The sequence below is a fragment of the Bifidobacterium sp. 2450 genome, assembly GCF_041900695.1.
GTDB classification, from domain to species: Bacteria; Actinomycetota; Actinomycetes; order Actinomycetales; family Bifidobacteriaceae; genus Bifidobacterium; species Bifidobacterium longum.
Genome location: NZ_JBHEEA010000006.1, coordinates 165,097 through 179,571 on the forward strand (window position 1 = coordinate 165,097; position 14,475 = coordinate 179,571).

The window sequence follows — 14,475 nt, forward strand, 5'->3', positions numbered from 1 at the left end:
GGGGATTGCTGGTTGTTCCTACTGGTTATTGGCGTCCGGGGAATCGGAGGTTGAGTCCGCCGCATTTGAGCATGACCAGGGCGATGAGGTTGCCGAGGTTCCTGTAGCCGTAGCCGATCTTGATGGCGGTCTTGATTCGGAACCGTGCGTATCATCAGGGCCGATATTCGCTGACCGCGCGGAACATGGCGCGATGACAGAAAAGCGGGCTTATGAAAGCCCGCTTACTGCGTTATGTGAGATTACGTGAGATTGTATGAAATTGCCGTGAGCGCGGAAAATCAGGCGCCGTATTCCTCAAGGTAGGCGGCGGCGCGCTGCTGGATGTCGTGGCTGAGCAACGGGGTGCCGTCGGGGTTCTTCATCCTGGCGGCGGCGTCGAAGATCTCGCGCACGTTGGCGATGGAGAGCACCGGGAAGCCGAATTCGGCTTCCACGGCCTTCACGGCGGACAGGTCGGAGTCCTTGGTCTTCTCCATGCGGTCCACGGAGAGCACGAGACCCACGATCTCGACGTTCGCCTCGGCCTTGAGTTTGGGGATGACTTCGCGCACGGCGGTGCCGGCGGTCATCACGTCGTCCACGAGCAGCACCTTCATGCCGTCGGTCAGCGGGGTGCCGACCATCCAGCCGCCATCGCCGTGGTCCTTCTTCTCCTTGCGGTCGAAGGTGTATCCGACGGTCATGTTGTGGCCGGCGGTCAGCGCGATCGCGGTGGACACGGCCAGCGGAATGCCCTTGTAGGCGGGGCCGAACACGGTGTCGATGTCGCGGGGAATCGTGTTGTGCACGATGGCCTGGCTAATCTTTTCGGCGTAGAACGCGCCAAGCGCGGCGATCTTCTTGCCGTCGTCGAAGGCGCCGGCGTTGATGAAGTACGGGCTCTTGCGGCCGGACTTCAGCGTGAAGTCGCCGAACTTCAGCGCGTTGGATTCCAACAGGAATTCAGTGAACCGATGTGCGAGTGTTTCTGCCATGATGTTCCTTACCTCCAAGTCTGTCCTGCGGCCAGTTTAGCAGCGAGCTCGGGACGGCTGTCCAACAGGTCGTCGAGTTCGCGGGCGACGCGCAGCGGGGCCACCGGGTCGAAGAGCGCGGCCGCGCCCACTTCGACGGCGTTCGCGCCGGCGTACAGGTATTCGAGCGCCTTCTCGCCGCTGTCGATGCCGCCGAGGCCGATGATCGGAATCTCCGGCAGTGCGGTGCGCACCCGATAGACGGCTGCCAGGCCGACCGGCAGCACGGCCGGGCCGGATACGCCGCCGGTGACGTTGGCGATGATCGGCTTGCCGGTGCGAATGTCAATGCGCATGCCTTTGAGCGTGTTGATCATGCTCAACGCGTCGGCGCCATGTTCCACGGCCGCACGGGCCGGCACGGTGATGTCGGTGACGTTCGGCGTGAGTTTGACGATCATCGGCTTGTCGGTCATCGGGCGCAGCCGGTCCATAAGATTGGCGAGGGCCACCGGGTCGGTGCCCACGCTCATGCCGCCGGCGGAAACGTTCGGGCAGCTGACGTTGATTTCCAGCATGTCTGCGTCGGAGTCGGCGAGCTTTTCCACGACCGCCGCGTAATCGTCGTCGCAATGTCCGGCGACATTGGAAATGACGAACGCGCCCGCGGCCTTGAGCTTGGGCAGGTCCTCGGCCAAGTAATGGTCGATGCCGGGATTCTGCAGGCCCACGGCGTTGATGTTCGCGGCCGGCGATTCGGCGGTGCGCGGCGAGGGATTGCCTTCCCACGGCACGGGCGAGGCGCCCTTGGTACACACGGCGCCGAGCTGGCTGACGTCGTAGAACCAGCGGACGGCGGTGTACTGGAAGGTGCCGGAGGCGGTGCCGACCGGATTCTTCCATTCCAGACCAGCCACCTTGGTGTGGTGCTTCCACACGTGGGGCTCGTACAGGTTGATGTGGTTGTCGCCGCCCTGCGCGGACTGGTTGTTTGCACTCATCGTCACTTCCCCCATCCGAGCTGTTCGCGGGTGAACACGGGTCCGTCGGAGCAGACCTTGAGGCGGCCGTCCACGGTGTCGATGGTGCACAGCACGCAGGCGCCATAGCCGCAGCCCATGCGCTGTTCCATGCTCAGCTGCGCGGGGATGCCGCGTTCGGCGGTCCAGGCGGCCACGGCCTTCATCATAGGCAGCGGTCCGCAGGACAGAATGATCGGCTTGCGATCGTAGGCCTTCAGGTCGTCGCCTTGTTCCAGTTTGTTGAGCAGGTCGACCACGTTGCCTTCGGCGTCGTCGATGCTCCACGACCAGTCCGCGTACCGGGAGACGTATTCCTCGGCGAAGTGGTCGTTGCGGTAGCCGAATACGGCGGTGGCAAAGGAGGCGTCGTGTTCGGCGAGCTTTTGCGCGGCGTAGATTAGCGGGGGCACGCCGAGTCCGCCGCCGACGAGAATGTAGTTGGCGTCTTCCTTGAGGTTGAAGCCGCGGCCGAGCGGGCCGAGCACGTCGGCGGTGTCGCCGGCCTGCAGTCCTGCCAACTGTTCGGTGCCGTGTCCCACGACGGCGAAGATCACGCTGACTTCGTCGCCGTCGACTTCGCTGACGCCGAACGGACGCGGCATGAGCATGAAGTCGTCGTGCGTGAACAGGTTGACGAACTGGGCGGGCTTGGCATGGGAGGCGATGAACGGGTCGCGGAACGTCAGTCGCATCACGCGGTCGGTCAGTTCCGTAACCTGCGTGATTTCGACGTTGTGGCGCGGCGGGAAGAATCCGGCCGCAGTCGCCTCCGCAACCACATCATGGGTGGGGGTGAAAGTTGTCATTTCATTCCTACTGTCTATTACCTATATACGGCAACCCGCAGATTGTCGCGCATGTCGAGCGCCGCCTGGCGCGCGCTGCTCGCCACAAGGTCCAGCGCCTCGTCGGCGGTCATGGATTCGGAGTACTTGCCGCTCTTCTTCCATGCGCCGATGATGCCGCGCGACGAGTTGACGATGGCGCCGCTGCCCTGCTTGCCGAACATGCCTGCCACGTCCGCGGCCGTGCCGCCCTGCGCGCCGTAGCCCGGCACGAGGAAGAACGTGTGCGGCATGCGCGCGCGCAGCGCCTTGCCTTCCTCGGGGTGGGTGGCGCCGACCACCGCACCCACACGGGAGTAGCCGTGGCTGCCGATGGTCTCGGCGCCCCAGCCTTCCACGAGGTCGGCCACGTGCTCGTAGACCTTCGTGCCGCCGGCCAGGTCAAGCATCTGCAGCTCGCTGGAGGACGGGTTGGAGGTGCGTACGAGCACGAAGATGTCCTTGTCGGCCTCGGCGGCGGCATCGACGAACGGGGTGATGCCGTCGGTGCCGAGATACGGGTTGACGGTCACCGCATCCTCATGCCACGGGTCGAAGTCGCCCACGCCGTTCAGGTGGTGGGCGTAGGCGGCTGCGGTGGAGCCGATGTCGCCACGCTTGATGTCGCCGAGCACGTAGAGGCCCTGCTGGGCAGCGTATTCGCAGGTCATCGTGTAGATGTCCACGCCGGCGGGGCCGAGCGCCTCGTACATGGCGATCTGCGGTTTGACGGCAGGCACGATGTCGGCGATGGCGTCGATGATCGTGCGGTTGTATTCGAAGTAGGCGACGGCCAGCTGCGCGGATTCGACTTCCTCTGGGGATTCGACCGAGTCGCGCACCTCGTCGGCAAAGCTCGCCACGACCTGAGGCGGCACCAGCGCCTCAGTGGGGTCAAGGCCCACGACGCTGGGGTTCTGAGTGTTGTCAATCGCTTCGATCAGGCGATCCATGCTGCTCCTTGTGTTATCTATAGACGGCTGAACATCAGCTGGGAGCCGATGATTGTGGCGAGGGGGCGTCCAGTGACCTGCCAGCCTCCGAACGGGGTGTTACGAGCCTTGGAGTGGAACTGTTCGGGGTCCACGGTCCATTCCTCGGCGGTGTTGAGCACCACGAGGTCGACATTGTCGGCGTCATCCACGCGGCTCAGGTCGAGCAGTCGGTTGACGCCTTCACGCTGCGGCTGAGCGTCGTTCTCCCCCGCAATCACGCCATCCGGATCATCCCCGGTGGGCGCGGGTTCGGCGTAGTCCTCGACCAGCGCGGCCACGTCGGCTGGCACATGCCCCATAAGTTCGGCAGGTCCCACGGACATGAGCTCGATCAGACGCTCATCGGAAATGAAGCCGCCGTCGACGAGCACCTTGTGGCACACGCCGTACGCGCATTCCAGTCCGATGATGCCGTTGGGCGCCTCAAGGAAGCCGAGTTCCTTCTCTGCCAACGTGTGCGGCGCATGGTCGGTGGCCAGCAGATCCACGGTGCCGTCGGCGATGGCCGCGATGGTGGCTTTGCGGTCCGCTTCGGAGCGCAGCGGCGGATTCATCTTGGCGAGCGTGCCGTACTTGAGCAGCGCCTCGTCGCTCAACGCCAGATAGTGCGGAGCGGTCTCGCAGGTGATTGGCAGTCCTTCGGCCTTGGCCTTGCGAATCGCCTCGAACGAGATGGCAGTGCTCACATGCTGGAAGTGTACGTGGACACCAGTGCGGCGGGCCGCTTCGATATCGCGGGCCACAATCTTGAGCTCGGTGTCTTCCGGAATGCCGGGCACGCCAAGCTCGCGGGAAACGGGGCCTTCGTTCACGGCACCTGTATTGTGATGCTCGCAATGCTCGATCAGGTACAGGTCGGAGGCCTTGACGTTCTCCAGCACCTGGTCCAGGATCTTCGGCGTCACAGCGGAACCGTCGTCGCTGATTGCGGTGATGGGGTGCGTGAGCATGGCCGGCGTCTTGGCGTCGTCCTCGAATCCGGGCACGTACTTGAGCCAATCGGCAACGTCGCTTGCCTCATGACCGGCGCGATCCTTGGACGCACACACGCACAGATCGTAACGAACCGGCAATTGAACATCGTGCGCAGTATCGTACTGCTGCAGGAAGTCGATGACGTTGTCGAAGCCGGCATCCAGAACCTCTTTTGCACCGGTCGCTTCCGGGTCAGACACGGTCTGCCCATCCAGTGCCGGCAACGTGTTCGGCATGATGAGCACGTTCGTGTATCCGCCGGATGCGGACGCACGGCAGCCGGAGACCATAGATTCCTTGTAGGTCTGGCCGGGATCGCGGAAGTGGACGTGTGGGTCTTCGAAACCGGGGGCCACGGTCAGGCCGGTGGCGTCGATGTCGGCGCCGTCAGCCACGGCGGAGGTGTCGGCGAAGTAGGCGGCAGCGGTCCCGGGCACCACGAGGTCGATGACCTCGCCGGTGTTCCAGACCTTGATGTTGTGTAGGGTGATGCTCACAGTTTGGCTTCCTCATCGCAGTAGTCGCAGCGGTATTCGAGCCGTTCGGAGTGCACGAGGTGGAACATCTGTTTGATGCCGGGCTCGGTGGTGGTCACGCAGCGCGGGTTCACACAGGAGATCACGCCGACGATGTGCTCGGGCAGGTTCGGCTGCTTCTTTTCGACGATCTTGCCGCCGCGCACCACGTTCACGGTGGCCTGGCGGGCCACGAAGCCGAGCACGTCGAGGTCGATGTCCTTGTCATCCTCGATTTTGATGATGTCCTTGGAGCTGTAACGCTTGGAGTTGGCGTTCATGATGAGCGCAAGCTTGGTTTTGGCCGGGTCGATTTTCAGGTATTCGAGAACCTTCAGCGAGGTTCCGGCCGGCACATGGTCGATAATGATGCCGTTCTGAATGCTGGTGACTTCCATCAGGCCTGAACCTCCTTGGGGTTGAGCGGTTCGTATCCGGGCAGTTCGTCGCCCACCACGGTGCTTTCGAGGGCCATGCGCACGAGCATGCCGTTCTTGACCTGTTCGAAGTAGGCGGCACGCGGGTCGTCGTCCACGTCCACGGCGATTTCGTTGACGCGCGGCAGCGGGTGAAGCACGGCCATGGACGGCTTGGCGAGCTGCAGCTTCTCTTCGTCGAGAATGTAGGTGTCGCGCAGGCGCAGGTAGTCGTCTTCGTTGAAGAAGCGTTCCTTCTGTACGCGGGTCATGTACAGCACGTCGAGGTCGCCGATCACGGAGGCCAGGTCGCGCACTTCCACGTAGGAGCAGTTGTCGGTGGCGTTGATGCGGTCAATCACGTACTGCGGGGTCTTGAGCTCGTCCGGGCTGATGAGCACGAAGCGCACGTTGCCGAAGCGGCACAGGGTCTCGATCAGGGAGTGCACGGTGCGGCCGAAAGTCAAATCGCCGCACAGTCCCACGGTCAGGTCGGTGATGCGGCCGAAGCGCGACTGCAGCGTGGCCAGGTCGGCCAGCGTCTGCGTGGGGTGCATGTGGCCGCCATCGCCGGCGTTGATCACCGGCACGGATGCGGCGCGGGAGGCCACCAGCGCGGCACCCTCCTTCGGGTGACGGATGGCGACCACGTCCACGTAGTTGGACACGGTCTTCAACGTGTCGGCGATGGATTCGCCCTTGGTCACGGAGGCCAGCTGCGCGCCGGCGAATCCGATGACCTTGCCGCCGAGACGCAGCATTGCGGTCTCAAAGCTCAGGCGCGTACGGGTGGAGGGCTCGTAGAACAGCGTGGCCAGCACTCGCCCATCGCAGGTATGGGCAACCTCTTTGCGGTGGGAATCGATGTATTCGGCCTTATGCAGCAGGTCGAGAATCTGGTTTGTAGACAGGCCGTCCAGCGTTACGACGCTTTTGCCGACCATTGGCGTTTCTTCAGACAAGGCTCACCTTTTCGCTCGTGGTTTTCAGGTGGCCACCCTTGTGTGACCTAATCTAACTTACGCCATTTTTCGGACAGCCGCATTCACCGAGTGTTCAACTGAAAATCCAACGAATATGCTGCCTTATCGCTGCGCGCGGCGTCGATTTCGTTCCAGTCGCGGTGCGATCACGTGCATACGCGGGCGAGGGGCGGTTTGCGGCTGCTGCGTTGCGGCGGAGGCCGTGGCGGTGGTTGCTGCAGTCGCCTCACCTTCGGTCTGCCCGTAGAACAGGCGCTGGCACACGTCACGGCATTTGCGCATCACGGCCAGCAGGTCGTTCTCGAAATGCTGGCCGCGGTGGGCGCCGTAGCCGAGGTAGACGGCGATGCCGCCCAGCGAATAGATGTCATCAGGCAGAATATCGGCCTGATTGGCGCGCCCGCTCCACAGATAGCTGCCGTTGCGGGCCGCGGTGCACAACGTCCATGCCTTGCGCAGCTGAATCGCGTCGATAGCGCTGATGAGCTTCTTGGCTTCCAGCACGTCCAATGCCTCCAACGTGCCGTTGACGCGCAGATCTTTGATATCGCCGGCGTGCTGGAGCTGCATGAGTTGCACGGTCCATTCCACGTCAGACAAGCCGCCCTTGCCGAGCTTCAGATGCCGTTCACGGCGCACGCCGCGCGGCAGACGCTCGGCTTCCATGCGGGCCTTGAGCTTGCGGATGTTCTGCAATTCTGCTTCAGTCAGTTCCGTGGTCGGGTAGCGCAGCGGGTCGGCGATGTTGATCAGGAAGTCCCGCGCCAGTTCAGCGTCGCCGGCCGCGTACCGGGCGCGCAGCAGCGCCTGGCGCTCCCAGGTCGAAGCCCAGGATTCGTAGTATTCCTCGCAGGAGGCATAGGAGCGCACGAGCGGGCCGTTCTTGCCTTCCGGGCGCAGGCCCAGGTCGAGTTCGATCTTGGGTTCCAGCGTCGTCGGGCCTTGCAGGATGTTGCGCAGGTCTTCCACGACCTTCTTGGCGAAGGCGTTGGCTTGGCCGTCGTCGGCATCGTCGGCCGGACGGTAGATGAGAATGGCATCCGCATCGGAGCTGAAGTTCACTTCGCGCCCGCCGTAACGGCCCATGGCGATGACGGTGATGCCGGCCGGCGCGGTTTCGACGCCGAACGCGGCGATCTGGTGGCGCACGGCCCAGGTCAGGGAGGCGTCGATGATCGCGTCATACACGTCGGTCATGGCCTTGAGACTGTCGGAGTCGCTGATCACACCGCTCATCCAGGACAGGCCGATGCGTTCGATTTCGTGGCGGCGCATGGCGCGCATGGAGGTGGCGAACTCGTTGATGTTCGAGCCGAAGCGTTCCAGCGCCGAGCCGGTCTGTACATCCAATGCCTCGCGCGTGCGGGCCTGCAGATTGTCGTCGTCGCCAAGCCAACTGATCGATTCGACCGACTTGTTGAGCGCGTCGCCCAGGAATCGCGAGTTGGACAGGATGTGGCACAGGCGCTGGGCGGCGGAGGTGGAGTCGCGCAGGAAGCCGAGGTAGCCGGATTCGGTGCCGAAGTTCTCCTCCAGCTTGCGCCAGTTGAGCAGGCCCATGTCCGGGTTCTGGCCCTCGCCCAGCCACTGCAAGACGGCGGGCAGGATGATGCGGTTGATTTTGGCCGCGCGCCCCACGCCGGCGGTGAGCGCCTGCACGTGGCGGATGGCGGCGTCCGTGTCGCCGAAGCCGATGGATTCGAATCGTTCCTGTGCCGCCTCGACGCTCAGCACGATCTGGTCATTCTCCATCTGGGCGTTGACCGGCAGCATCGGGCGATAGTAGATGTCGAGGTGCAAGTGGCGCACTTCGCGGCGGGTGTCGTCATACTTGTCGACGAGTTCTTCCGGGTGCAGGCCGAATGCGCGGGCGAGTCGGCGCAGCTCCTGGTTCTGGTTGAGCTCGTCCACGTCGATGTCGCGCTTCTTTTCGAGGCCTCCGACCGAGGCCCGGCCGAGGTCCGGGAACAGGTGCGTGCGCTTCAGGGACCAGATCTGCTGGCGATGTTCCATCACGCGCTCGAAGCGGTAGTCCTGGGACATGCGCACGGCCTGTTTGCGCGAGACATAGCCGCCTTCGGACAAGCGCTGCAGCGAGTCGAGCGTGTTGCTGGTGCGCAGCGATTCGTCGGTGCGGCCGTGTACGAGCTGGAGCATCTGCACGGTGAATTCCACATCGCGCAGGCCGCCGCGGCCGAGCTTAATCTCGCGGTCCTTCAGGGGCGCGGGAATCAAATCCTCCACGCGCTTGCGCATTTTCTGGCAGTCGTAGACGAAGTTCTTGCGCTTGGACGCGCTCCACACGAACGGCCGGGTCATGTCCATGTAGGCCTGGCCGAGGTCGGGGTCGCCGGCCACCGGGCGGGCCTTGAGCAGCGCTTGGAACTCCCAGTTCTCGGCCCACTGCTCGTAATAGTTCTTGTGCGAGGAGAGCACGCGCACCAGCGCGCCGTCCTTGCCTTCCGGGCGCAGGCCGCCGTCGATCTGCCACAGCGGTTGCTCGGCCACGCCCATGATGGCGGACTGGCAGACGCGCTGCAGCATGGTGCCCATCTTGGTGCCCACGCGGATCAGCGTCTGATGGTCCACGTCCTTGTCGGCCGGTTCGACCACGTAGATGAGGTCCACGTCGGAGACGTAGTTCAGTTCCTGTGCGCCGAGTTTGCCCATGCCGATGATGGTGAAGCGCACGTGCTCGCTGCCCTCGGTCTCGTGGCGGGCGATGGCCAGCGCGCCTTCGAGCGCCGCGTCCGCGAGGTCGGACAGTTCGCGGCTGATGGTCGGTTGGATGGAGGTCGGGTCGTCCGCCACGGCATCCTGGGCGATGATGGCGGCCAGTTGGTTCCGGTAGCTGGAACGCAGGGCCGTGGTCGCTTCGGCCAGATCCTTGGAGGCGACGGGCATGGCCGGTTCGTCCGGGTCCTCGCCGACCGCCTTGAGCAGACGTGCACGGCGTTGCGCGCGATTGAACAGATGGCTGTTGCAGTTGTCGACTGCTGCCGCCTCCACAAGCTGCGGCTTGAAGCGCATGAACTTGCCCATCGCGTCGGAGACGCCGAGCACCGTGACCAGACGCTTCAGGGCGTCGTTGTCGGGGATGACGTGTTCCAGATCGCGCTGGCTGGATTGCATCGCATTGACGATATCCACGAAATTGCTCAATGCCATATCGGGGTCGCAGGCGCGGGCCAGCACGCTCAGCAGTTCGGCGCATCGCTCATCGGGAATGTCGTCCGCCTTGAGCTGGTCGAACAAGGCGCGGGCCTTGTCGAGGTCTTGCAGACCTGCCCTGATGAGGTCCATGGAGCTGGGTTTGAACATCGACGATTCCATGAGATTCCACTATATACGCTCATGCCCTCCGAATGGGGCATGAGCCGGGAAGGAGTCATCGGGCGACGCTGATGAGCTCCGAGGAATCCATATCGTAATCGGCCATGGCGTAGGAACGGATGGCGGGGTCATCATAGGTGTTCATGTAATAGGTGTTGGTCTTGGACGAATATCCGCTGGTGAACAGCGTGCGTTCGAACTGGCCGTCGCCCATCTTCGCCATGCCGTCCACCATCTGCACGGAGCCGAGGGTGTGGAACAGGCGCGACACATTGGCGGCTTCATCGTTCTGCTGCGGGTAATGCGCGTTGGTGTAAGCCACACGAACGAAGCGCGACGGGGAGCTCACGTCGCCCGGGATGCCATGCATGCCCACACCCGCACCCCAGGCGGTCAAGGAGGCCTTGCCCCATGAAGTCGGTTCGGCCATCTCGTTGCTGACGCACATGTAGTTGCGCAGATTTTCCATATGGAAGTCGAACGTCGGCTGTTTGGTCAGCACATCGACGTCATCATGATGCACGTGCATGCCATCGGCCATCTGCTCGACGACGATGCTGCGCTTGCCGTCGACGATGAACCAGTGCAGCAGAGACTCCTGCTGTCCCGGCACGATCTGGGAGACGAGCGTCACGTTCCTGAGCGCCTCCTCGACCTCGTCGACGGAGTCGAAATTACGTGCCACCCACAGCGGAAATTCGAACGTGGCGACGTTTTCCGTGCCTTCGACCGGTTCGTGGACGAATGAGGCGTAGCCGGGGAAATTCAAGCCGGCGATGGCCAGACCATGTTCATTGGCGCAGTCGAAATACATCGGCCTATCGGCCATGACCACGCCCACGCCGATCACCGCGTCCGGCTTCGCCTTGCCGCCCGCGCCGAACACCGTGTCATAGTGGTAGCCGCGCGGAGTGACCAGGATGGTCTCCCCATATGAGAAACTCCAGTCGAGGTTACGGCCGAAATAGGTGTTGCCCTCATCATCGGAGAAACGGACACCAGTGCACATAACGGACTTCCTTCCATCGCTTTGGTTGGCTTGCACGTTCATGATGCCCATCGGCCGCTGGGGGAACTCTGGGTTTCGCCAGCAGATTAACGTGCGGCGCGACGCATTGAGATGCGCCGCGCCGCGATATGCGTCAACCTTGCGTACCGCGGAACAACGGTTCCGCATTGCGCCAGATACGGCGCGTGGTGGCGGGGTGGTTCATCGAATACAGGTGGACGCCGTCCACGTCGTGGGCCACGAGGTCGGCGATCTGCTCGGAAGCGTAGAGGATGCCGGCGGCACGCAGGGACTGGATGTCGTCCCCCCCACTTGTTCAGCAGGGTGCTGAGCTTGTCCGGGATGCGCGAGGCGTTGCGCTCGGCCATGCGACGCACGGACTTGGCGCCACGCACCGGCATGATGCCCGCCTCGATCGGCACGGTGATGCCGGCGGCGCGCGCCTTGTCGAGGAAGCGGTAGAAGTCCTCATTGTCGTAGAAGAGCTGGGAAATCAGGTGAGTGACGCCGGCATCGACCTTGATTTTGAGGTTTTCGATGTCCTGGTCCAGCGAGTCAGCCTGATAGTGGCCTTCCGGGTAGCAAGCACCAAACACCTTGAAGTCCGGCTTCACGGAGCGGATGTATGACACGAGGTCGCTGGCGTGGTTGAACTCGCCGACCAGCTGCTCGCCGTCGATGTAGTCGCCGCGCAGCGCGAGCACGGCGCTCACGCCGGCTTCCTCGAACATGTCAAGAGCCTCATCGATCTTGGCCTTGTCGGAGTAGAGCGCGGTCAGGTGGGCGACTGCGGGAATGCCGTATCCCTTGCTGATCGTGTGGGCGATGCGCGCGGTGGCCGTGCGGTCGGAATGGGTGCCGTGACCGTAGGTCACGGAGATGAAGTCGGGGTTCAGCCCTTCGAGTCCGTCGAGGGTGTCGTAGATGGTGCCGACAGGCGCGTTGCGCTTCGGGGGAAAGACCTCAAGGGTGAACATCGGGGAATGCATGCTGATTTCCTTACATAAACCCGAGCTCCCTCATCCAGAGGGAGCTCGGTGATTCCCGCTACTTGTCGAGCTTGGCGCGCACGGCCTTGGCGGCGGCGACCAGGTTCTCCAGGCTCGGCCAGGTCTCGGCGTTACCACGGGTCTTCAGACCGCAGTCGGGGTTGATCCACACCTTCTTGACGTCCATCTTGTCAAGGATCTCGTAGATACGATTCTCGATCTCCTTCTCGGAAGGAATACGCGGGGAGTGAATGTCGTAGACGCCCGGGCCGGCCTCGGTCTCGAAGTGCGCGTCATGAATGGCGTCGAGCACCACCAGATCGCCACGGGAGGCTTCGAAGGAGATCACGTCGGCATCCATCGCGTCGATGTCGCGGATGATGTCGTTGAACTCGGAGTAGCACATGTGGGTGTGGATCTGGGTGGTCGGCTTGACGGCGGAGTGCACCAGACGGAAGGCCGGAACGGCCCAGTCGAGGTACTTGACGTGCCAGTCGGACTTGCACAGCGGCAGCTTCTCACGCAGGGCGGCCTCATCGATCTGGATGACCTTGATACCGGCGGCCTCGAGATCGAGCACTTCGTCGCGGATGGCGAGGGCGAGCTGCTTGGTCTGCTCCTCGTGGGTGATGTCCTCGCGCGGCCAGGACCAGTTGAGGATGGTCACCGGGCCGGTGAGCATGCCCTTCATCACGTGGTCAGTCTTGGACTGGGCGTACGCGGACCATTCCACGGTAATCGGGTTGGCGCGGGAAACGTCGCCCCAGACGATCGGGGGCTTGACGCAACGGGTGCCGTAGGACTGGACCCAGGCGTTCTTGGTGAACAGGAAGCCGTTGAGGTTCTGGCCGAAGTATTCGACCATGTCGTTACGCTCGAACTCGCCGTGGACCAGCACGTCGAGGCCGATCTCCTCCTGCTTCTTGATGACGGCGTCGATCTGGGCCTTGATGAACTCGTCGTAGGCTTCCTTGGTGACCTCGCCCTTGCGCAGCTTGGCACGCTCGGCGCGAATCTCCTTGGTCTGGGGGAAGGAGCCGATGGTGGTGGTCGGCAGCAGCGGCAGGCCGAGGGCCTCGCGCTGCAGGGCCTGACGCTCCTCGCGGGCGGGCTGACGCACGTAGTCGGCGTCGGACAGCTTGCCGATGCGCTCGGCGACGGCCGGGTCGGCGGCCACGCGGGTGCCGTCGAACAGAGCCTGGTTGGCGGCGAGGGCGGCGGAGGCCTTCTTCTCGTCCTCGGTGGCATCGGCCAGAGCGGCGACTTCTTTAAGCTCGTCGAGCTTCTGGACGGCGAACGCGAAGTGCTTGAGGTCTTCGGCCGGGATGCCGGTCTCGCCTTCGGTACTGAACGGCACGTGCAGCAGGGAGGATGCGGTGGAGACGGCCACGTTGGCGGTGACCTGCTTCAGGGCGTCGACCAGGCCGAGGGAGGTGGCGTAGTTGTTGCGCCAGATGTTGCGGCCGTTGATCACGCCGGCGAAGATGGTGGTGTTGGAGGCCACGCCGTACTTGGCGACGGCTTCGAGGTTCTCCTCGCGGCCCTCGTTGAGATCCAGGCCGATGCCGTCGAAGCCGAGCAGGTTGACGGTCTCGTACACGTCGGCGATGTGGCCGAAGTAGTTGTTGAGCAGCACCTTGACGTTGCCCTTGGCGGACAGGATCTTGGTGTACAGGGTCTTGAAGAGTTCAACGTCGCCCGGCTCCTTGTCGAGCACGAGGCACGGCTCATCAAGCTGGACCCATGCGGCACCGAGCTCGTTGAACTTGGCGAGCACTTCGACGTAGACGGCGGCCACGGCGTTGACCAGGCCCTTGTCGAGCTCGAGTTCGGTGGCTTCCGGGGTGCGGGCGAGCTTCAGGAACGTGTACGGGCCGATGAACACGGGCTTGGTGTCGATGCCCAGCGCCTTGGCCTCGTTGAACTCGTCGAACGGCTTGGTGGAGTTGAGCTTGATCTCCGCGGCCGACTCGACTTCGGGCACCAGATAGTGGTAGTTGGTGGTGAACCACTTCTTCATCGGCAGGGCGGTCACGTCGCCCTTGTCGCCCTGATAGCCGCGGGCCATGGCGAAGAGCGTGTCCTCCTGGTTGTCGAAGGAGAGACGTGCGTAACGCTGCGGAATCACGTTGAGAAGGATGGCGGTGTCCAGCATCTGATCGTAGTAGCTGAAGTCGTTGCTGGGAATGAGGTCGATGCCGGCGGCCTGCTGCAGCTTCCAGTGCTTGGCACGCAGTTCGGCGGCGGTGGCCTTGACGGCGGCGAGGTCGTTGGCACCCTTCCAGTAGCCTTCGATGATCTTCTTCAGTTCGCGGTTCTGCCCGATTCGGGGGAAGCCGGAGACGGAAGTCAGAGTGGACATTAATCCTCCAATGTATGCGTTCGTAACCCGACTTAGGGTAGCAAAACATCCGGATTCACAGCTTATAAATGATCGTAGAGTGTCGTTATAGATGGA

Annotated in this window: 10 protein-coding genes and 1 pseudogene; all 11 read right to left on the minus strand. The window is 63.2% G+C overall.

What is annotated here, in order from left to right:
- Positions 1–281: 281 nt before the first annotated feature.
- The 11 genes and pseudogenes from pyrE to metE all read right to left on the minus strand — a co-directional run bounded on the left by pyrE (position 282) and on the right by metE (position 14,379).
- The gene (pyrE, locus tag ACEUKI_RS05140; protein WP_080784836.1) at positions 282–977 is read right to left on the minus strand and encodes an orotate phosphoribosyltransferase; all 696 of its coding nucleotides are present in this window, start codon (positions 975–977) and stop codon (positions 282–284) included.
- Between the two features lie 8 nt (positions 978–985).
- Entirely contained in the window at positions 986–1,957 is a 972-nt protein-coding gene (locus ACEUKI_RS05145) for a dihydroorotate dehydrogenase (protein WP_080784837.1), read from the minus strand.
- 2 nt (positions 1,958–1,959) lie between these two features.
- Positions 1,960–2,784, minus strand: a complete 825-nt coding sequence (locus ACEUKI_RS05150) for a dihydroorotate dehydrogenase electron transfer subunit (protein ID WP_374156583.1) — start codon at positions 2,782–2,784, stop codon at positions 1,960–1,962.
- 17 nt (positions 2,785–2,801) lie between these two features.
- Entirely contained in the window at positions 2,802–3,755 is a 954-nt protein-coding gene (pyrF, locus tag ACEUKI_RS05155; RefSeq protein WP_080784839.1) for an orotidine-5'-phosphate decarboxylase, read from the minus strand.
- A 17-nt stretch (positions 3,756–3,772) separates the two neighbouring features.
- A complete protein-coding gene (locus ACEUKI_RS05160) occupies positions 3,773–5,269 on the minus strand; it encodes an amidohydrolase family protein (RefSeq protein WP_374156584.1) in 1,497 nt (498 codons plus the stop codon).
- A complete protein-coding gene (locus ACEUKI_RS05165; protein WP_080784841.1) occupies positions 5,266–5,685 on the minus strand; it encodes an aspartate carbamoyltransferase regulatory subunit in 420 nt (139 codons plus the stop codon). The genes ACEUKI_RS05160 and ACEUKI_RS05165 overlap by 4 nt, the downstream gene beginning before the upstream one ends.
- Positions 5,685–6,647, minus strand: coding sequence for an aspartate carbamoyltransferase (gene pyrB / locus ACEUKI_RS05170; RefSeq protein ID WP_007058624.1), 963 nt, complete (start codon positions 6,645–6,647; stop codon positions 5,685–5,687). The genes ACEUKI_RS05165 and pyrB overlap by 1 nt, the downstream gene beginning before the upstream one ends.
- Positions 6,648–6,788: 141 nt before the next feature.
- Positions 6,789–10,019: a bifunctional [glutamine synthetase] adenylyltransferase/[glutamine synthetase]-adenylyl-L-tyrosine phosphorylase gene (locus tag ACEUKI_RS05175; protein ID WP_080784842.1), complete on the minus strand. Its 3,231-nt coding sequence runs from the start codon at positions 10,017–10,019 to the stop codon at positions 6,789–6,791.
- 55 nt (positions 10,020–10,074) lie between these two features.
- On the minus strand, positions 10,075–11,028 hold the full coding sequence (gene bsh, locus ACEUKI_RS05180; protein ID WP_080784843.1) for a choloylglycine hydrolase: 954 nt from the start codon (positions 11,026–11,028) through the stop codon (positions 10,075–10,077).
- A gap of 133 nt (positions 11,029–11,161) precedes the next feature.
- Positions 11,162–12,017, minus strand: a pseudogene (metF, locus tag ACEUKI_RS05185) (methylenetetrahydrofolate reductase [NAD(P)H]).
- Between the two features lie 58 nt (positions 12,018–12,075).
- Positions 12,076–14,379 carry a 5-methyltetrahydropteroyltriglutamate--homocysteine S-methyltransferase gene (gene metE / locus ACEUKI_RS05190; RefSeq protein WP_374156585.1) on the minus strand — a complete coding sequence of 768 codons (2,304 nt, stop codon included), beginning with the start codon at positions 14,377–14,379 and terminating at the stop codon, positions 12,076–12,078.
- Positions 14,380–14,475: the final 96 nt, after the last annotated feature.

What these genes read in the sequence shown, in the direction of transcription:
- ACEUKI_RS05150 (WP_374156583.1), bottom strand. Translation starts at nt 2,784, where the DNA reads ATGACAACTTTCACCCCCACCCATGATGTGGTTGCGGAGGCGACTGCG.
- ACEUKI_RS05175 (WP_080784842.1), bottom strand. Translation starts at nt 10,019, where the DNA reads ATGGAATCGTCGATGTTCAAACCCAGCTCCATGGACCTCATCAGGGCA.
- bsh (WP_080784843.1), bottom strand. Translation starts at nt 11,028, where the DNA reads ATGTGCACTGGTGTCCGTTTCTCCGATGATGAGGGCAACACCTATTTC.
- ACEUKI_RS05145 (WP_080784837.1), bottom strand. Translation starts at nt 1,957, where the DNA reads ATGAGTGCAAACAACCAGTCCGCGCAGGGCGGCGACAACCACATCAAC.
- pyrB (WP_007058624.1), bottom strand. Translation starts at nt 6,647, where the DNA reads ATGGTCGGCAAAAGCGTCGTAACGCTGGACGGCCTGTCTACAAACCAG.
- pyrE (WP_080784836.1), bottom strand. Translation starts at nt 977, where the DNA reads ATGGCAGAAACACTCGCACATCGGTTCACTGAATTCCTGTTGGAATCC.
- ACEUKI_RS05165 (WP_080784841.1), bottom strand. Translation starts at nt 5,685, where the DNA reads ATGGAAGTCACCAGCATTCAGAACGGCATCATTATCGACCATGTGCCG.
- metE (WP_374156585.1), bottom strand. Translation starts at nt 14,379, where the DNA reads ATGTCCACTCTGACTTCCGTCTCCGGCTTCCCCCGAATCGGGCAGAAC.
- pyrF (WP_080784839.1), bottom strand. Translation starts at nt 3,755, where the DNA reads ATGGATCGCCTGATCGAAGCGATTGACAACACTCAGAACCCCAGCGTC.